This is a genomic window from Exiguobacterium sp. MH3 (genome assembly GCF_000496635.1).
Lineage (GTDB): Bacteria > Bacillota > Bacilli > Exiguobacteriales > Exiguobacteriaceae > Exiguobacterium_A > Exiguobacterium_A indicum.
Genome location: NC_022794.1, coordinates 2,059,048 through 2,077,591, shown reverse-complemented (window position 1 = coordinate 2,077,591; position 18,544 = coordinate 2,059,048). Strand labels below are relative to the sequence as shown.

The 18,544-nt window shown below is 45.5% G+C and carries 21 protein-coding genes; 16 read left to right on the top strand and 5 right to left on the bottom strand.

Annotated features, from left to right (window positions below; translation table 11 throughout):
- Positions 1-144 precede the first annotated feature (144 nt).
- On the top strand, positions 145-360 hold the full coding sequence (locus tag U719_RS11065; RefSeq protein WP_023468855.1) for a DNA-dependent RNA polymerase subunit epsilon: 216 nt from the start codon (positions 145-147) through the stop codon (positions 358-360).
- Positions 357-2,024, top strand: coding sequence for a ribonuclease J1 (gene rnjA, locus U719_RS11060; protein ID WP_023468854.1), 1,668 nt, complete (start codon positions 357-359; stop codon positions 2,022-2,024). Before U719_RS11065 ends, rnjA begins: the two co-directional genes overlap by 4 nt.
- Before the next feature lie 45 nt (positions 2,025-2,069).
- On the opposite strand, the gene def is transcribed toward rnjA, so the two are convergent.
- Positions 2,070-2,609: a peptide deformylase gene (def, locus tag U719_RS11055; protein WP_023468853.1), complete on the bottom strand. Its 540-nt coding sequence runs from the start codon at positions 2,607-2,609 to the stop codon at positions 2,070-2,072.
- Between the two features lie 377 nt (positions 2,610-2,986).
- Here def and pdhA point away from each other — a divergent pair, with 377 nt between their 5' ends.
- From pdhA to U719_RS11030, 5 genes are all read left to right on the top strand, one after another.
- Entirely contained in the window at positions 2,987-4,069 is a 1,083-nt protein-coding gene (gene pdhA / locus U719_RS11050) for a pyruvate dehydrogenase (acetyl-transferring) E1 component subunit alpha (RefSeq protein WP_023468852.1), read from the top strand.
- 3 nt (positions 4,070-4,072) lie between these two features.
- Positions 4,073-5,050 carry an alpha-ketoacid dehydrogenase subunit beta gene (locus U719_RS11045; protein ID WP_023468851.1) on the top strand — a complete coding sequence of 326 codons (978 nt, stop codon included), beginning with the start codon at positions 4,073-4,075 and terminating at the stop codon, positions 5,048-5,050.
- Between the two features lie 101 nt (positions 5,051-5,151).
- A complete protein-coding gene (locus U719_RS11040) occupies positions 5,152-6,444 on the top strand; it encodes a dihydrolipoamide acetyltransferase family protein (protein ID WP_023468850.1) in 1,293 nt (430 codons plus the stop codon).
- Positions 6,445-6,447: 3 nt separating this feature from the next.
- Entirely contained in the window at positions 6,448-7,860 is a 1,413-nt protein-coding gene (lpdA, locus tag U719_RS11035) for a dihydrolipoyl dehydrogenase (RefSeq protein WP_023468849.1), read from the top strand.
- Positions 7,861-7,970: 110 nt separating this feature from the next.
- A complete protein-coding gene (locus U719_RS11030) occupies positions 7,971-8,276 on the top strand; it encodes an SAV0927 family protein (protein ID WP_023468848.1) in 306 nt (101 codons plus the stop codon).
- 56 nt (positions 8,277-8,332) lie between these two features.
- Here the strand turns inward: U719_RS11030 and U719_RS11025 are convergent, their stop codons facing one another.
- Positions 8,333-9,820, bottom strand: coding sequence for an aminotransferase class I/II-fold pyridoxal phosphate-dependent enzyme (locus U719_RS11025; RefSeq protein ID WP_023468847.1), 1,488 nt, complete (start codon positions 9,818-9,820; stop codon positions 8,333-8,335).
- 132 nt (positions 9,821-9,952) lie between these two features.
- On the opposite strand from U719_RS11025, the gene U719_RS11020 reads away from it, so the two are divergent.
- The 3 genes from U719_RS11020 to U719_RS11010 all read left to right on the top strand — a co-directional run bounded on the left by U719_RS11020 (position 9,953) and on the right by U719_RS11010 (position 11,606).
- Complete coding sequence (locus U719_RS11020) at positions 9,953-10,225, top strand: UPF0223 family protein (RefSeq protein WP_023468846.1); 273 nt, start codon at positions 9,953-9,955, stop codon at positions 10,223-10,225.
- Positions 10,226-10,507: 282 nt separating this feature from the next.
- Positions 10,508-10,696: a hypothetical protein gene (locus U719_RS11015; protein WP_023468845.1), complete on the top strand. Its 189-nt coding sequence runs from the start codon at positions 10,508-10,510 to the stop codon at positions 10,694-10,696.
- A 124-nt stretch (positions 10,697-10,820) separates the two neighbouring features.
- Positions 10,821-11,606 carry an inositol monophosphatase family protein gene (locus U719_RS11010; RefSeq protein ID WP_023468844.1) on the top strand — a complete coding sequence of 262 codons (786 nt, stop codon included), beginning with the start codon at positions 10,821-10,823 and terminating at the stop codon, positions 11,604-11,606.
- 41 nt (positions 11,607-11,647) lie between these two features.
- On the opposite strand, the gene U719_RS16860 is transcribed toward U719_RS11010, so the two are convergent.
- The gene (locus U719_RS16860) at positions 11,648-11,818 is read right to left on the bottom strand and encodes a DUF5325 family protein (RefSeq protein ID WP_023468843.1); all 171 of its coding nucleotides are present in this window, start codon (positions 11,816-11,818) and stop codon (positions 11,648-11,650) included.
- Between the two features lie 185 nt (positions 11,819-12,003).
- Here U719_RS16860 and typA point away from each other — a divergent pair, with 185 nt between their 5' ends.
- The 3 genes from typA (at position 12,004) to U719_RS10995 (ending at position 15,450) form a co-directional block, all read left to right on the top strand.
- Entirely contained in the window at positions 12,004-13,851 is a 1,848-nt protein-coding gene (typA, locus tag U719_RS11005) for a translational GTPase TypA (protein ID WP_023468842.1), read from the top strand.
- 26 nt (positions 13,852-13,877) lie between these two features.
- Positions 13,878-14,231 (top strand): YlaH-like family protein, encoded by a 354-nt coding sequence (locus tag U719_RS11000; protein WP_023468841.1) that lies wholly within the window; start codon positions 13,878-13,880, stop codon positions 14,229-14,231.
- 121 nt (positions 14,232-14,352) lie between these two features.
- Positions 14,353-15,450: a sorbosone dehydrogenase family protein gene (locus U719_RS10995; protein ID WP_023468840.1), complete on the top strand. Its 1,098-nt coding sequence runs from the start codon at positions 14,353-14,355 to the stop codon at positions 15,448-15,450.
- Between the two features lie 43 nt (positions 15,451-15,493).
- On the opposite strand, the gene U719_RS10990 is transcribed toward U719_RS10995, so the two are convergent.
- The gene (locus U719_RS10990) at positions 15,494-15,697 is read right to left on the bottom strand and encodes a YlaI family protein (protein ID WP_023468839.1); all 204 of its coding nucleotides are present in this window, start codon (positions 15,695-15,697) and stop codon (positions 15,494-15,496) included.
- Positions 15,698-15,814: 117 nt separating this feature from the next.
- Between U719_RS10990 and U719_RS10985 the strand changes: the two genes are divergently transcribed.
- Together U719_RS10985 and U719_RS10980 are read left to right on the top strand one after the other, a co-directional pair.
- Positions 15,815-16,267 carry a hypothetical protein gene (locus tag U719_RS10985; protein ID WP_023468838.1) on the top strand — a complete coding sequence of 151 codons (453 nt, stop codon included), beginning with the start codon at positions 15,815-15,817 and terminating at the stop codon, positions 16,265-16,267.
- Between the two features lie 40 nt (positions 16,268-16,307).
- A complete protein-coding gene (locus tag U719_RS10980; protein ID WP_023468837.1) occupies positions 16,308-17,624 on the top strand; it encodes a PhoH family protein in 1,317 nt (438 codons plus the stop codon).
- A gap of 39 nt (positions 17,625-17,663) precedes the next feature.
- On the opposite strand, the gene U719_RS10975 is transcribed toward U719_RS10980, so the two are convergent.
- Positions 17,664-18,125 carry a hypothetical protein gene (locus tag U719_RS10975; RefSeq protein ID WP_023468836.1) on the bottom strand — a complete coding sequence of 154 codons (462 nt, stop codon included), beginning with the start codon at positions 18,123-18,125 and terminating at the stop codon, positions 17,664-17,666.
- Between the two features lie 123 nt (positions 18,126-18,248).
- On the opposite strand from U719_RS10975, the gene U719_RS10970 reads away from it, so the two are divergent.
- Positions 18,249-18,527 (top strand): YlaN family protein, encoded by a 279-nt coding sequence (locus U719_RS10970; protein ID WP_023468835.1) that lies wholly within the window; start codon positions 18,249-18,251, stop codon positions 18,525-18,527.
- Positions 18,528-18,544 lie beyond the last annotated feature (17 nt).

The window sequence follows — 18,544 nt, the reverse complement described above, 5'->3', positions numbered from 1 at the left end:
AATGACCTGTTCACGTGAAAGTATAGCATAACCAAAAGCGTGTTGCCTGAAGGGAACATGCGGAATAAGGATGAAAAATAGTCCGTGTATCGTGTATACTGTACTAAGGACAAAAAACAATGTACTGATAAGGAGTTGCTAGGCATGATTTTTAAAGTATTTTACCAACCGCTTCGTTCGGAAGCACCTGTTCGTGAACGGACAGAAACAATGTATGTAGAAGGGGAAAGCATTCGTGACGTGCGATCAACGATTGACCACCTCAAAGATATCAACATCGAGTTCATCCGCGAAGTCAGCGGAGAATTTTTGACATACGAACAACAACATCCTGATTTCAAGGTTGCGACGTTCGAATGAAGTTCGTCAAAAACCATCAGGCCGCCGTTTTCGCACTCGGTGGACTCGGGGAAATCGGGAAGAACACGTATGTCGTTCAATTCCAAGATGAGATCATCGTCATTGACGCGGGTGTCATGTTCCCAGAAGATGAATTACTCGGAATCGACTATGTGATTCCAGATTACACGTACTTGATCAAGAACAAGGATAAGGTCAAAGGCGTCTTCATCACACACGGTCATGAAGATCACATTGGCGGTCTGCCTTTCTTGCTTAAACAAGTGAACTTACCGATTTACGCTGGGAAGATTGCGATGGGTCTCATCAAGGTGAAGTTAGAAGAGCATGGTTTGCTTCGCAACGCGGAACTGCATGAGATTGATGAAGATTCGGTCATCAAGTTCCGGAAGACAAGCATCTCGTTCTTCCGTACGACACACTCGATTCCGAATTCGTTCGGTGTCGTCGTCAAAACACCACAAGGGAACATCGTGCATACAGGGGACTTCAAGTTCGATTTCACGCCAGTCGGAGAGCCAGCTGATCTAGCGAAAATGGCTGAACTCGGTAAAGAAGGTGTATTGTGTCTTCTATCGGACTCAACGAACGCAGAAGTGGAAGGGTTTACGATGAGTGAACGTGTCGTTGGGGAAACGATCTCAGACATCTTCCGTAAAGCGGAAGGGCGGATTATCTTCGCGACGTTTGCGTCGAACATCTATCGTCTGCAACAAGTCGTCAATGCTTCTGTAGAAGCAGGACGGAAAATCGTCGTCTTCGGACGGAGCATGGACAAGGTCATGATGATTGGTCAAGAACTTGATTTCATCAAAGCGCCGAAGGGTACGATCATCGAGCCGAACGAGATGAAACGTTATAAATCAAATGAGTTGACGATCCTTTGTACGGGTTCACAAGGAGAACCAATGGCTGCACTTAGCCGTATCGCAAACGGAACACATCGTCAAATCTCGATCATTCCGGATGATCTCGTCATCTTCTCTTCGTCACCAATCCCAGGAAACGTCGTTTCTGTCGGAAAGACGATCAATCAGCTGTACAAAGCTGGCGCAGATGTCATGTACGGTAAACTAAATGATATCCATACATCAGGTCACGGTAGTCAACAAGAGCAGTTGCTCATGTTACGTCTATTGAATCCGAAATACTTCATGCCGATTCACGGGGAATACCGGATGCTGAAGAAGCATATGTCGCTTGCGATGGATGCTGGTGTACCGGAAGAGAACTGCTTCGTCATGGATAACGGTGAAGTACTGGCATTAGATGCGAATGCAGCCGCTATCACTGGAAAGATTCAAGCGAATGCGGTTTATGTCGACGGGAAAGGAATTGGAGACATCGGAAACATCGTTTTACGCGATCGCCGTATTCTCTCAGAAGAGGGACTCGTCGTCGTCGTCGTGACGCTTGACTCGAAGACGAATCGTCTCGTCTCTGGACCGGACATCATCTCGCGTGGTTTCGTCTACATGCGTGAGTCGGGTAATTTGATTAAAGATGCTGAACGTCTTCTCAAGCGTTCACTTGATCAATCGCTTGCGAACCGTAATACGAAATGGACGGACATCAAACAAGTCATCAATGATACGCTCACACCGTATTTAATAGAAAAAACACAACGTCATCCAATGGTCATGCCGATCATCATGGAAGTCTGATTCAAAAAATCCTCGTCTCCGAAAACGGAAACGAGGATTTTTGTATTACGTGGCAGGACCGTATTCCTTGAACGGTTCTTTTTTATCAATCCGATCATAAAACATGACGCCATCTAGATGATCGTATTCATGCTGGCAGACGATTGCTTTCATCCCTTTTAAACGTAATTTTACAGGATTTCCGTTATGATCGATGCCAGTTAGGGTAATACGCATATAGCGCGGTACATGTCCTTCGACTTCACGGTCGACGGACAGACATCCTTCGCCGCCCGTTAAATACGTCTGCTCGACGGAATGACTGATGATTTTTGGATTATAGATACCAAATTCCAGCAAATCATCACCATCTGGTAAGCGGATCGCGAACATGCGCTTGTTGACACCGATTTGTGGTGCTGCAAGTCCAATGCCGCTTCGTAAATCGTATTTCTTCGCAATTTCATCATCTTGACTGTTGGCGAGGAACTCGCGCATGAGTCGCATCGTTTCCTTATCCTCATCGCTGAGAGGGAAGGTCACTTCTACTGACCGTTCGTGAAGAGCAGGAACGTCTTCGCGTACGATTTCATTCATGGTGATCATGAACAACACTCCTTTCGTCTACAAAAAGTATAGCATAGGAAAGTGGGGAATGATGACAACTAACACAGTAGGAAAATATCGAATGATACAGAAGATGGAATATTCTAGTTTTGTGATTGAATTCACAATATGAAACGCGAAAAAAATAAAACATTTCCTTTGATTTTAAGGTGTTACAGATTTATACTTGTAACGTAATGAACAAGACACTATAACGTGTCGATTCATGATAATACAGTTTACTCAACTGAATAGGTACACAGACACATGTTCAAAGGATAGTCACACGGGACTTCGTTTTTTGGACACTATTGTCATGTGGGCAAATCAGTCAGAGGAATATTTCGCTGAACGCAGTGAAAGGATGAGGTGAAAAGATGAACGTAAACATGTTTAAAAACGTGGAAGAAAACTTTGAAACGTTCCGCATTCTTGACGAGAAAGGTGAAGTCGTCAATAAAGACGCTATGCCAGACCTCTCGGATGAAGAGCTTACGGAATTAATGCGCCGTCTCGTATACACACGTATCTGGGACCAACGTGCAATCTCACTTAACCGTCAAGGACGCCTTGGTTTCTACGCTCCAGTAGCTGGACAAGAAGCGTCTATGATTGGTACGCAATTCGCTTTGGATAAAGATGACTGGATTCTTCCTGGATACCGTGATATTCCACAAATGGTCTTCCATGGCTTCCCACTTTACAAAGCATTCTTGTTCTCACGCGGTCACATCACAGGTGGTAAGATTCCTGAAGGTGTTAACGTCTTAATGCCACAAATCATCATCGGTGCGCAGATCGTTCAAGCGGCTGGTGTTGCTCTCGGTCTTAAGAAAAGCGGTAAAGAACAAGTCGCAATCACTTACACAGGTGATGGTGGTTCTTCACAAGGTGACTTCTATGAAGGTATGAACTTCGCTGGAGCTTTCAAAGCACCTGCAATCTTCGTCGTTCAAAACAACCGTTTCGCAATCTCGACACCTGTCGAAAAACAATCTATGGCGAAAACAATCGCTCAAAAAGCTGTCGCTGCTGGGATCAATGGTATCCAAGTCGACGGTATGGACGTTCTTGCTGTATACGCAGCTACGAAACAAGCGCGTGTTGAAGCACTCAACGGTGTTCCGACATTGATCGAAACATTGACTTACCGTTACGGACCACACACACTCGCTGGTGATGATCCAACACGTTACCGTACAAAAGACATGGATGATGAGTATCAAGCGCAAGATCCACTCGTCCGTTTCCGTGCTTTCATGGAAGCAAAAGGTCTTTGGAACGAAGATAAAGAGAACGAAGTCATCGAGCAAGCTAAAGCTGACGTTAAGGAAGCACTTGCACAAGCTGACAAAGAACCAAAACAAAAAGTTACAGATTTCATCAACGTGATGGCTGAAAAGCTTCCACAAAACCTGCAAGAGCAGCTTGATGAGTATACAGCAAAGGAGTCGAAATAACCCATGGCACAAATGACGATGATCCAAGCGATCACTGACGCAATGCGCGTCGAGATGAAACGCGACGAACAAGTTCTCTTGTTCGGTGAAGACGTCGGTAAAAACGGTGGGGTATTCCGTGCGACAGAAGGTCTTCAAGATGAGCTCGGCGAAGACCGCGTCTTCGATACACCACTTGCAGAATCAGGTATTGGTGGTCTTGCTGTCGGATTCAGTCTGACAGGATTCCGTCCAATCATGGAAATCCAATTCTTCGGATTCGTATTCGAAGTATTCGATTCAGTCGCAGCACAACTTGCGCGTCTCCGTTACCGTTCAGGCGGCACATACAGTGCACCTGTTACAATCCGTTCACCATTCGGTGGCGGTGTTAAAACACCGGAACTTCACGCAGATAACCTCGAAGGACTCATGGCTCAGTCACCAGGACTTAAAGTTGTCATTCCTTCAACACCTTACGATGCAAAAGGTCTTTTGATCGCGTCAATCCGCGACAACGACCCAGTCGTATTCCTCGAGCACATGAAACTCTACCGTTCATTCCGCGGTGAAGTGCCAGAGGGCGATTACACGATCGAACTCGGAAAAGCTGATGTTAAACGTGAAGGTACAGACGTAACAATCGTCACTTACGGTGCGATGGTACACGCTTCACTTAAAGCAGCGGAAGAGCTCGAAAAAGAAAACATCAGCGTCGAAATCATCGACTTGATGACAATCAGCCCAATCGACATCGATACGATTCTTGCTTCTGTCAAGAAAACAAACCGTGTCGTCGTCGTTCAAGAAGCACAAAAACAAGCGGGTATCGCTGCAATGGTTGCAACTGAAATCCAAGAACGTGCAATCCTTGACCTCGAAGCGCCAATTCTTCGTGTTGCTGCTCCAGATACAATCTTCCCATTCGCACAAGGTGAAGACGTCTGGATCCCAGATCACAAAGATATCGTTGAGAAAGTCAAAACTGTCTACAATTTCTAAGAGCATTTCGGAAAATAAGGAGAGGGGTTCATTCTCTCCTTGCTTCCGTTTTTACAGATAACAATCGACTAGAAGAGTGAACTAAAAGGAGGCATATTCAAATGGGTTTATTTGAATTCAAATTGCCGGATATCGGTGAGGGTATTCATGAAGGTGAAATCGTAAAGTGGTTCGTAAAAGCGGGCGACACTGTCAAGGAAGACGACGTTCTTCTTGAAGTACAAAACGATAAAGCAGTCGTTGAAATCCCATCACCAGTTGATGGTACTGTTAAAGAAGTAAAAGTTGACGAAGGTGTCGTAGCTGTCGTTGGCGACGTCCTCATCACTTTCGAAGTCGAAGGCGAAGGTTCTGCTCCTTCTGAAGAAGCAGAGCAACCAAAAGCTGAAGACAACGCAAAAGACGTTCAAGATACGGATCAAAAAGTGGAAGACAAACCAAACGAGGTTCAAATCCATAAATCAGAACGCGTCATCGCGATGCCATCTGTCCGTAAATATGCACGTGAAAAAGGTGTCGACATCCGTGAAGTCCAAGGTTCTGGAGACAACGGTCGTGTCGTCAAAGAAGACATCGATGCATTCGCAAACGGTGGTCAAACTTCTGAAGCACCAGCAACAGAAGAAAAAGCACCAGCTGCAGCTGCTTCTGCACCAAAAACAGAAGTTAAGCCATACGTTGCTGCTCAACCTGAACTTGAAACACGCGAGAAAATCAAAGGAATCCGTAAAGCGATTTCGAAAGCAATGGTTAACTCGAAACATACAGCTCCACACGTAACACTCATGGACGAAGTCGATGTTACGAACCTCGTAGCACTCCGTAAAAACTTCAAAGAAGTTGCGGCTGCTCAAGGTACGAAATTGACTTACCTTCCGTTCGTCGTAAAAGCATTGACTGCTGCTGCTAAAAAATACCCAGCAATCAACGCATCAATCGACGATGTAAACGAAGAAATCGTCTACAAAAACTACTTCAACATCGGTATCGCTGCAGATACAGACAACGGTCTTGTCGTACCAGTCGTTAAAGATGCAGATCGTAAATCGATCTTCTCACTCGCTGACGACATCAACGACCTTGCTGGTAAAGCACGCGAAGGTAAACTTTCTGGCGAAGAGATGAAAGGCGGATCAATCACGATCACTAACATCGGTTCTGCTGGCGGTCAGTGGTTCACACCAGTCATCAACCACCCAGAAGTTGCAATCCTCGGTATCGGCCGTATCGCTGAAAAAGCAGTCGTTAAAAACGGCGAAATCGTTGCTGCACCAGTTCTTGCACTTTCATTCAGCTTCGACCACCGTCTCATCGATGGTGCAACTGCACAAAACGCGCTTAACTTAGTTAAACGCCTATTGAACGACCCACAACTTCTCATCATGGAGGGATAAGCAATGGTAGTAGGTGAATTCGCACAAGAAACAGATTTACTCGTAATCGGGGCTGGCCCTGGTGGTTACGTTGCTGCAATCCGCGGCGCGCAACTCGGTATGAAAGTAACAATCGTTGAACGTGAAAACGTCGGTGGTGTTTGCTTAAACGTTGGATGTATCCCATCAAAAGCCTTGATCACTGCAGGTCATAACTTCCAGCATGCTAAAGGTTCAAGCGATATGGGGATCACTTCTGAGAATGCAACTGTCGATTTCTCGAAAGTTCAATCTTGGAAACAATCTGTCGTCAACAAATTGACTGGCGGCGTTAGTGGTCTTCTTAAAGGGAACAAAGTCGAGACTGTCGTTGGGGAAGCTTACTTCCAATCAGAAGATACAGTCCGTATCATCAACGAAGATTCTTCGACTCCTTACAAATTCAAGAAATGTATCATCGCGACAGGTTCGACTCCAATCGAACTTCCAGCTTTCAAATGGTCAAAACGCGTCCTTTCTTCAACAGGCGCATTGAACCTTCCTGAAATCCCGAAAAAACTCATCGTCATCGGTGGCGGATACATCGGGATGGAGCTTGGTACAGCGTATGCGAACTTCGATACAGAAGTCATCATTCTTGAAGGAACAAAAGACATCCTTTCTGGTTTCGAGCCTGCTATGACGCAAGTCGTTAAGAAAAAGCTCAAACAAAAAGGTAACATCACAATTCACAACGAAGCACTTGCTCAAAGTGTAGAAGAGTCGGAAGATGGCGTTAAAGTAACATTCGAAGTCAACGGTGAAGCACAAACAGTTGAAGCGGACTACGTCCTCGTTACTGTCGGTCGCCGTCCGAACACTGGTGATCTTGGTCTTGAAATGGCAGAAGTCAAAGTCAGCGACCGTGGTCTTGTCGAAATCGACGATCAGTGCCGTACTTCAAACGAAAACATCTACGCAATCGGTGATATCGTTCCAGGACCACCACTTGCACACAAAGCTTCATTCGAAGCTAAAATTGCTGCTGAAGCAGCTGCAGGACACCCTGCATACCTCGACTACAGCGCGATTCCAGCGGTCGTCTTCACAGATCCAGAACTCGCTACAGTCGGTTACACGGAAGCACAAGCGAAAGAAGAAGGACTCGATTACATCGCGTCTAAATTCCCTTACGCTGCGAATGGTCGTGCACTTGCACTCAACGAGCCAGACGGCTTCTTGAAAATGATCACTCGTAAATCAGATGGTCTCTTGATCGGCGCGCAAATCGCTGGTACAGGCGCATCTGATATGATCGCTGAAATGGGACTCGCAATCGAGTCTGGTATGACAGCTGAAGATATCGCACTCACAATCCATGCACACCCATCACTCGGTGAAATCGCAATGGAAACTGCTGAAGTTGCAATCGGTAGCCCAATCCACATCATTAAATAATATCGAAACACCTCATACACGGGGAGCCGACCGTGTATGAGGTGTTTTTTTGTTTGGTCTTGATACAAAAAAGGAAAAGAAAAAGTAAAAATCGGAGAGGGTGGACGCACATGGAATCCGTGACTACCTTAGAGGAGCTGTATTACGTATCGGAAATGGATAAGGTTCGTTTTGTCGGCTGGACGACCGCACTCGCCCGCTATGATTTTGCTGTCGTCTGTACGGGACAATTCTTCGGGAAAGTACTTGTCGTCAGTTTAACCGGTGGTCAGTCAGCGTTACTCGATCAACAGGATGTGTTGAATGGAGATGTCTTAATTCGTACATTTGCGATTGAACGAGAGGATGTCGAAGTAATCGGTGAAGCACTCGCAGCATTCATTCCTTGTTCACCAAACGATGAGTACGCAGAATGAAATGACAAAAAAAGCAGTAATCCTCATTAACTAAGGATTACTGCTTTATCTTGTCTTCACCGAATCGCATTCGATTGTTGAATGACTTTGATCGTCTCAAGCGAATGATCTTCAAGACCTTGAACCGGAAGACCGGCTTCGATGTTTTCTTTAATATAGGCAAGGTTGTCTGCCGTGATCATTTCGCCTGGGATGAAGATAGGAATACCAGGTGGATATACCATCATGAATTCAGCTGAAATCCGCCCAACCGCATCGATCAACGGAATCGTCTCTGTCTCTTCATAGAATGCATCACGAGGACTGAGAGCGAGCGCTGGGATGTCTGGAAGAACAATCGAATGATCAGTCGTCTCGGCGCCATTATTTTGATAACGTGCGACAAGTAATGACATCGCATGTAAAAAGGCATCAATCGTCTCTTCTGAGTCACCAGACGTGATGATGACGAGAATGTTGTTCAAATCAGAAAGTTCAACTTCGATCCGATGTTCTTCGCGTAAGAACTCTTCGACGAGGTGACCAGAAATGCCAAGCCCTTTGACGGAAACAAGCACTTTCGTTGGATCAAAGGCGAACGTCGCACTCGAATGAAGATCGGATTCACCGAAAACAGCGAGATAAGGAAGCTTCGCTAATCCAAAGCGCATCCGTGTCGCAAGTTCAAGTGCCCGACGATTCATCGCTTCACCGTTGATCGCAAGATGACGCCGAGCGCAGTCAAGAGAAGCGAGCAACAGGTAAGATGTCGATGTCGTCGTCAACATCGAGAGCACTGCTTGAACTTTATCTGGAGAGACAAGTCCGCGACGAACGTTCAGGACAGAGCTTCCTGTAAGTGAGCCACCGAGTTTATGCACGCTGGTTGCGGCAAGATCAGCTCCTGCTTGCATCGCTGACAACGGCATATCTTCGTGGAATGCGATATGGACGCCGTGTGCTTCGTCGACGAGTACCGGAATACCTTTACTATGGGAAAGCTTGACGATGCTTTCTAAGTCACCAGCAACGCCAAAATAGGTCGGGTTGATGACGAGAACGGCTTTTGTATCGGGATGAAGTGCAAGGGCACGTTCTACCGCGCTTGGTGTGATACCGTGTGCGATTCCGAATGTCTCATCGAATTCAGGGTGAATGAAAATCGGATGCGCACCAGAAAGAACGATAGCTGACATCACCGATTTATGCACGTTCCGAGGAACGAGAATTTTATCATCAGGTCCGACGACACTCATGATCATCGCCATGATGGCCGTTGAAGTTCCTTGTACGGAAAAGAACGTTTCGTCGGCGTGGAAGGCTTGAGCTGCCAATTGATGAGCTTCCTTAATGATTGCCTTTGGATGATGGAGATCATCAAGGGGAGCGATATTGATTAAATCGATATCGAGCGCATTCTGACCGATGAACGATCGAAAGGCTGGATCCATTCCCTGACCATTTTTATGACCGGGAATATGAAATTGAATTGGTTGACGTTTCGCATGCGCGAGTAGCGCATCGAATAAAGGTGTATCGAGCTGTGTTAAGCTTTTTGTTTGCACCAGATTTCCCCCCTTAAAACCGAATAAAAATACAATCAAACAAGCTAACTATAACAAGTTTTCGGACGGTTGCAACTGTTTTATGCTTCTTTTCCGTGTAAAATAGAAAAGTGCAGAAAGGAAGTGGGAATGATGGCATTGAATTATCCGCTCAATTCCGATTGGTCGACTGAAGAAATCGTGAAAGTCATCGACTTCTTTAATTTAGTCGAGCAAGCGTATGAGACAGGTGTTGAACGACAACGGTTGCTCGAAGCGTATCGTGAATTCAAGCAAATCGTCACCTCGAAATCCGAGGAAAAACAGTGGGATCAGTTTTATATGGAAGAGACCGGTTGCTCGAGTTATCGGACGATGCAACAAGCAAAACGTCAGGAAGAACCGATTGTTCGTATGAAGAAATAATTGGATCATGAAGATAAGACTCCTATGCGATCGCGTAGGAGTCTTATCTTTTAATCCGACTGGAAATGTGCGGGAAATGATCAACATTTGTTTAAAGTGGAAAGGAAGCGGCTATATACTACATACAAGACGTTGACCTTACAAATATGTGAAACTGTATTTTTTAAAATTAGATGCTTTACATCTAAGTTGAATCGTACTATTATAGATTCAATCCACTAATAAGTCGCAATTGTCTGACAAATTAAACCTCTGTTTATCCCGCGAAGGAGTGTGGTTACTGTGAAACAAGTGATAGAAGCATACAAGAGAAAAGATGCAGAAAAACGCATTCCTGTATTGCGTCTCGAAATCGATTATGAGCTTGCTACATTACACGATGCGATGGTGGCAAGTGACGCAGAAGCTGTTGGCGCAAGTAAAGAGCGCCTCGAAAAATATCGTCAAGAGATGGTACGTCTTGAAGCTTGATTTCAACGTTCCAATCTCTACCTTATAATAAAATATCAACTCTTCAACCAGCGAACTGTTCGCTGGTTTTCTTTTTTTGTTACTATAGAAGAAGCTGGAAACAATGATGAAGGAGTGAACTCAAATGCAGATTGAGTTGGATGCGATAGATTTGATCAAACGAGCGGGAAAGTACATTCGCGAAAAAATTGATGGTTCGTATCACGTCGAACAAAAAACCGGAAAAAGCGATTTAGTGACAGAGATTGATCAAGCCGTCGAGGATTTATTGATCCAAGGTATTTTAGATCGCTATCCGAATCATCATATTTATGGGGAAGAGGGACGAATCGCTCGACCTGATACACTCGAAGGCACGATCTGGTTCGTTGATCCGATCGATGGAACGATGAACTTCATTCGTCAAAAACGAATGTTTGCCATCTCGATCGCGATCATGATAGATGGTGAGTTACGCTATGGTTTCGTCTACGATGTCATGGCTGACGAGTTGTTCCATGTCATCAAGGGGCATGGTGCTTATCAAAACGGCATACGACTACCACAAATCGAGGAGCGGAGTGTTAAAGAAGCAATCATCTGTATGAATGCGACCTGGGTGACACCGAATCGCCGGATCAATACGGATCGCCTTGCTCCGCTCGTGCGACACGCGGTAGGTGTACGAGCAATTGGTGCAGCATCACTTGAACTCGCATGGACAGCTGCAGGACGCGTTGATGGGTATATCACGATGCGTAATATGCCTTGGGATTATGCAGCCGGTCAGTTATTGATTGAAGAGGTCGGTGGGCGTGTCGGAACGATCACAGGTGAATCGATGTCATTTCTCGAACAAACGAGTGTGCTAGCAGGGAGCCAGACGTTCGTTGAAGATGTGTTGACATTCGTACAAACACAAGAGGATTGAAAAAAGGTTTCTTTCGTCTTGAACGAAAGGAACCTTTTTGCTCATGCTTGTTTTCGTAAACGTGCCTTTAAGACGAACCCAGCACCCATCGCAACAATCATCAAGATGACAGAGGCGATCGTCATCGGGACGTTTTGTTCCGCGATGAAGATGCCGATGGCTGCCATGGATCCTACGGCAAGCATGGCGAGTAATAAAAATAGCAGGCGCATGTTCTTTTCCCCCTCTACCCGTGAGTACGTTAACAGTGTAGCGTGAATGAAGGATAATGAAAAGGCTTTCGGACTGATGTCGAATCTTAGTCATTGCCAATTAGGACTCTACCTGTGCTATACTCTTAAAGTTGACCGAAAGTATGATAAGATTTATTTAAATGAATAGAAAGAGGTACACACCTATGACAACATTAGTACGAAATGATTTACGCAACGTTGCGATCATCGCCCACGTTGACCATGGTAAAACAACATTAGTCGATGAGCTTTTAAAACAGTCTGGTACGTTCCGTACGAACGAACAAGTCGAAGAACGCGCAATGGACTCAAATGACATCGAGCGGGAACGTGGAATCACGATTCTTGCGAAAAACACTGCAATTGATTACAAGAACACACGCATCAACATCGTTGATACGCCAGGACACGCCGATTTCGGTGGAGAAGTTGAGCGGATCATGCGTATGGTTGATGGCGTTATCCTCGTTGTCGATGCACGTGAAGGCTGTATGCCACAAACACGTTTCGTTTTGAAAAAAGCACTCGAGCAAGGACTTCAACCAATCGTCGTCGTCAACAAAATTGACAAACCGATGGTCCGTCCTCTTGAAGTCGTCGACGAAGTCGTTGATCTCTTGATCGACCTCGGAGCTGACGAAGATCAACTCGAATTCCCAGTCGTTTATGCATCGGCAGTCAACGGCTCAAGTTCATTTGAACCTGAATTAGAGAAACAAGAAGATACAATCACAAACGTTCTTGATTTAATTCTTGAGCACACACCAGCGCCTGTCGATAACACAATGGAGCCGCTTCAGTTCCAAGTGACGATGCTTGACTATGATAACTACCTCGGACGGATCGGTGTCGGTCGTGTCTTCCGTGGAGAAATCAAAGTTGGTGATAGCGTTTCGCTTTCAAAACTTGATGGTTCAACGAAGAACTTCCGTGTTACGAAGTTGTTCGGTTACTTCGGCCTAAAACGTGTCGAAATCGAAACAGCAAAAGCTGGAGATTTGATTGCGATCGCTGGTATGGAAGATATCAACGTCGGTGAGACGGTTTGCCCGACTTCACACGTTGATCCACTCCCATTATTACGTATCGATGAGCCAACGCTTCAAATGACATTCATCGTCAACAACTCGCCATTCGCTGGTCGTGAAGGGGATCTCGTTACTTCACGTAAAATCGAAGAGCGTCTTGAAAAAGAACTCGAAACAGACGTTTCACTTCGCATCGAAAACACAGACTCACCGGACCGCTGGATCGTTTCTGGTCGTGGGGAACTTCACCTCGGGATCTTGATCGAAAACATGCGCCGTGAAGGATACGAAATTCAAGTATCGAAACCGCAAGTAATCATCAAAGAAGAAGAAGGCGTCAAAGTCGAGCCATTCGAACGCGTCGTCATCGATACACCAGAAGAGTACACAGGTTCTGTCATGGAATCGATCGGTCTCCGCAAAGGTGAATTGACGAACATGCAAACAATGGACAACGGTCAAACAAAAATGGAATTCATCGTTCCTTCACGTGGTTTGATCGGTTACCGTAACGAATTCCTTTCTGCTACACGCGGATACGGAATCATGAACCACACATTCGAAGAATACCGTCCGTTCATCCAAGCGGATATTGGTGGACGTCGTAGTGGAGTTATGGTCTCGATCGAAACAGGTAAAGCAACTGCTTACGCGATCTCAGCTCTTGAAGACCGCGGAACGATCTTCATCGAGCCTGGTATTGAAGTATACGAAGGTATGATCATCGGCGAATGTAACCGTGATGTCGATCTCGCTGTCAACGTCGTTAAAGCAAAACAATTAACGAACATGCGTGCATCTGCAAAAGATTCAACGAACGTTCTTAAACGTCCACGTGTCTTCTCACTTGAAGAGTCGTTGACATTCTTGAACGAAGATGAGTACTGTGAAATCACACCACAATCGGTTCGTCTCCGTAAACAAGTCTTGAATAAGAACGAACGTGAAAAGCAAGAAAAACGTCGTCGTCTAGGTAAAGATTAAGTCTTGAACGAATAGGGGGACTGGCAATGAATGCACAAGCTGCCGTTGCTTCTGATTTCTCGAAATACGATATTCCGTTCATCGCGAAACTTCTCGGTATCGGAAGTGATCCGAATAACATCGAAGCGGGATTTTATCCTTTAATGATCACTGTCGTCATCTTGACACTTGTCGTCTTTAAGTTAGGATTTGCTAAGGAACTAGCATGGTGGAAATCACTGATCGTCTATCTCTTGCTCGCCGTCTTCTCGGCAGCATTGACGCTTGTCTTCTGGACATGGCCGATTCCTGAAGTACTCTTAGCGATGGTCTTCGTACTTGGTATTTATCGCTTCCGGATGTGGATGGTCAAGCGTGAACGTGAACGGACAGCTTCTTGACGGAAGCATGTCATGAATCAAAAGAACGAATCTCTTCGGAGGTTCGTTCTTTTTTTGAGCTAATTCAGATGCATGATTTAAAGCGTAGCGGGAACTAGAATACTAAAAGGGGGAGAAAACATTGAAGATCAAGTATGTCATATCACCCCTCCTGTTAGCGGGTATTCTGATGGGTTGTACACAAACGTCAGAAGAATCGTCAACAGAGGAAACGAATCAGACGACACAAGAAAACAATCAACAGGATTCAGGTGATCAAGAAGCGACGCAATCATCTCAAGCACAAGAAGGTGTCGTATTTAAAGAACTAAACGCTCCGTGGAATATTGTCCGAGAAGGAGAGGTATTTTACATCACGGAACGAGAAGGAACGATTGTCAAAGGAGAAAAAGATGATTATGAACGGATGCGCCTTCAGCTGAAAGAGGATGTCCTCGCTGAAGGAGAAGGTGGATTGCTTGGGATGGTACTTGATCCTGATTTTAAGGACAATCAGACAGCATACGTCTACCATACGTACGCCAAACAAGGACAAGCGACGAATCGCGTCATTGCGATAAAAGAAGAGGGTGATCAGTGGACGGAAGAACGTGTCTTACTCGATGATATTCCCGGAGCGACGATTCATAACGGGGGACGACTGGAGTGGGGACCTGAGGGCGCACTCTACGTCACAGCAGGAGACGCAGCAAATCCCGAACTAGCGCAAGACATTGATTCATTGGCAGGAAAGATTTTACGCATCACATCTGAAGGGAAACCGTTCGAGGGGAATCAAAAAGGATATGTCTACAGTCTCGGTCATCGGAATCCACAAGGACTTGTTTTCGTCGATGATCAACTGTATGCAAGTGAACATGGGCAAAGTGGGCATGATGAAATCAACCGAATCGAGCAAAAGAATTATGGATGGCCGACGATTGAAGGGAAAGAACAAGCAGATGGACTGGTGACGCCGTGGTACGAAGTAGGAGAACAATCTGTAGCACCAAGTGGAGTTGCAACGGCAGAGAATATACTTTATTTTGCAACACTTGTCGGACAACGATTACAAACCATCGATCTAGAGACGAAGCAAGTCAAGACAATCGTCGAAAATCAAGGTCGGATTCGAGATGTCTGGATTGACGAGACATCGATTTACTATATTACAAATAATACGGACGGAAGAGGGAATCCATCGGCAGATGATGATCGACTCGTTCGTATCAATCGATGAACAATAAAAGGTCTGTCAGGGAATTTCCCCGCAGACCTTTTGTTTACCAGTGTTTTCGTTTCGTTTCCCAAGTCGGGTATAGATGGAATTGCCCAGAAGCGTGGCGTTCAAGTGTCCGTTCTTCTATGCGTGATCGACATTCATCACAAATGTGGACACGAACAGGTTTATTGCGTAATCGCTTCGCCGTGAAGGACCAATCATCAATCGTTTCACGCTTATCGCAAATCGTACATTTCACTCGCATGCCAGGTCCTCCCTTTTTTTCTTAGTATATCATATTAGAAGATTATTCAGATGTAAAAAAGGGAAACGAGAAGTATATCTCGAAATATCATCACTAAGTCGTAGAGGGGGTGATGTCATGGCAAATAAAGTTGAACAACAGCTCAACTCAGATCAACTAGAAGCACTATCGCAATTACCACTTGTTTTTTTGATTACGCATGATCAATCCAAACATTGGCCCATCACACACGCAATCAGTTGGGTACATGCGACGGATTCGCAAACGGTTCGTTTTACAATCGAAGCAGATTCTCATCTCGTTAAAACATTACGAGAACATCCGGTCTTCACATTGATCTTTTTTGCAGATCAATCGACGTACAGCTTAACGTGTACGGACGTCAAGGCGTTTACGCCGCAAGAAGACCTTCCGTTGCCACTCGCTTTTTATGAGGGACGCGTTGAGGAGGTACGTGACATCTTGTTTTACGGAGCAGCGGTCACACAACGACCAACTATCGAAAAAACATACGATGAACAAGCAGCTGAACGGTTGGATCAACTCGTTCATCGCATCCTAAAAGCGTAACATTCATCACAAACTCGACTCTAAAGGGGCGAACGATGGAATGAAAAAAATATACGTACTTGATACTAATGTCATGCTTCACGATCCACTTTCTCTTTTCCAATTCCAGGAGCACGACGTCGTCATACCAGCGATCGTATTAGAAGAACTAGATGGAAAAAAACGCAACATGGATGAGGTTGGACGTAATGCACGAGAAACAGCTCGCATTTTAGACCAATTACGAGAAACGGGTCAGCTTCATGCGGGAGTGCCACTCGGAAATGGCGGTATTCTTCGCGTCGATATTGGGGACTCCATTCATGAAGGTTCGCCGTTTACGCATGAATCGAACGATAATAAGATCATTGAACTGGCGTGGTCGATTCATCAGGAACAACAAACCGAAGCGACCCCACGAGATGTCATTCTCGTCTCAAAAGATATCTTAGTCCGCGTCAAAGCGGATGCGTATGGATTAGTCGCTGAAGATTATATGACAGATCATATCGCTGATTTGACCGGTCTTTATACAGGATTCATCGAAGTGACCGTCGATCAGGAATATATTGATGCCTTCTATCAGGACAAACGGCTTTCGGTGGATGTCTTGCCAGAAAAAGTGCAACCGAATGAGTTCGTCATCTTAAAAAGTAACATGTCGAAAGCTTCAGCCATCGCCGTCGTTGATCAGAACCTGCCAATCATTCGGGCACTTTCGATCGATGTCGATCAAGTCTGGGGCGTCATTCCACGAAACGTCCAACAACGGATGGCATTTGAGTTATTATTACGTGACGATGTACCACTTGTGACACTCGTTGGTAAGGCAGGTACCGGAAAAACGTTACTTGCACTCGCTGCGGGTCTCCTGCAAGTGGAAGACGAGCATAAATATAAAAAACTGGTCGTTGCTCGTCCAGTCGTACCGATGGGAAACGATATCGGCTACTTGCCGGGTGAAATGGAAGAGAAGCTTCGTCCGTGGATGCAACCCATCTACGATAACCTTGAACACCTTTTCAATACGGGATCGGGAGACGAACTAGGTAACATTCTCGCCGGAATGAAGACGATTCAACTGGAAGCTTTAACGTATATCCGGGGACGCAGTATGCCGGGACAATTCATCATCATCGATGAAGCGCAGAATTTGACGAAACATGAAGTCAAGACGATTTTGACACGTGTCGGTGAAAACTCGAAAATCGTGTTAGTCGGGGATCCACAACAGATTGATCATCCGTATCTAGATGAGTATTCCAATGGTTTATCCTACGCCGTAGAACGACTTAAAAATGAGAAGATGACGGGACACGTCAAACTCGTCAAAGGGGAGCGCTCGAACTTGGCGCGCCTCGCAGCCGATTTACTATGAAAAAACGTGGTGCGTCTATTCAGGCGCACCACGTTTTCCTTATATGACGGTAACCGTATGAACGGATTTGACGATCCGTTGTCCGTGTAACAGATGAACGGGTCCATCTGCTAATACTTTGCCGTCTTGTGAGAACTGCAGATACACTTCGTCGAGTTGCTCAAGTGGAAGTTCAACCGTTTCTTCGCCTTCAAAACGAATGGCAATCGCATCTGGTAAAAGTTCGGCATTCCGGATGAACGGTGCAAGCGCCATGGCGAATGACCCTTGAAGCGCGGCTTCTTTTTCAGCACGTGTCATCGGACGATTGTGATCCGTACGACTGCCTTCCATGATGCCTTTATCCCACGCAGCCCCCATTTTCGCGTAGTACGCTTCTTGTTCACTTGTGTCGGCTGGTTGACCGATTTTCTCGATTTCCACCTTTCGTTCATCAAAGATCCAGACTGTCGGATCAATCGTCAACTGATGCCGTACTTTACCGTTAATCGGAAAAATCATTTGTTCTACCCCCTAAATGTGTAAGTCCAACAAATCCATTATACCGAAACGTTGAATTGTTGGCGAAAGTAAGGTAAAGTTTAGCTATAACAGGAACGCGTCATTTGATGAGGAGGGATTGGATTGTCAACTGAAATCGAGACAGTTCATCGCCAGCGCGCTCTTGAGCTACTAGAAGCGGATGCACAAAAAATCCGCCGGTTGATCGAGGTCCAGCTTGCGAATTTAACGATGCCACAATGTCCTCTTTACGAGGAAGTATTGGATACACAAATGTTCGGATTATCCCGTCAGATTGATTTTGCGGTACGTCTTGAACTGATTGATGCGGGTGAGGGGAAACAATTACTCGAATCACTTGAACAGCAATTATCTGATTTACATGATGCGGAGACGTGCTGATTTTCTACTCAAACGTG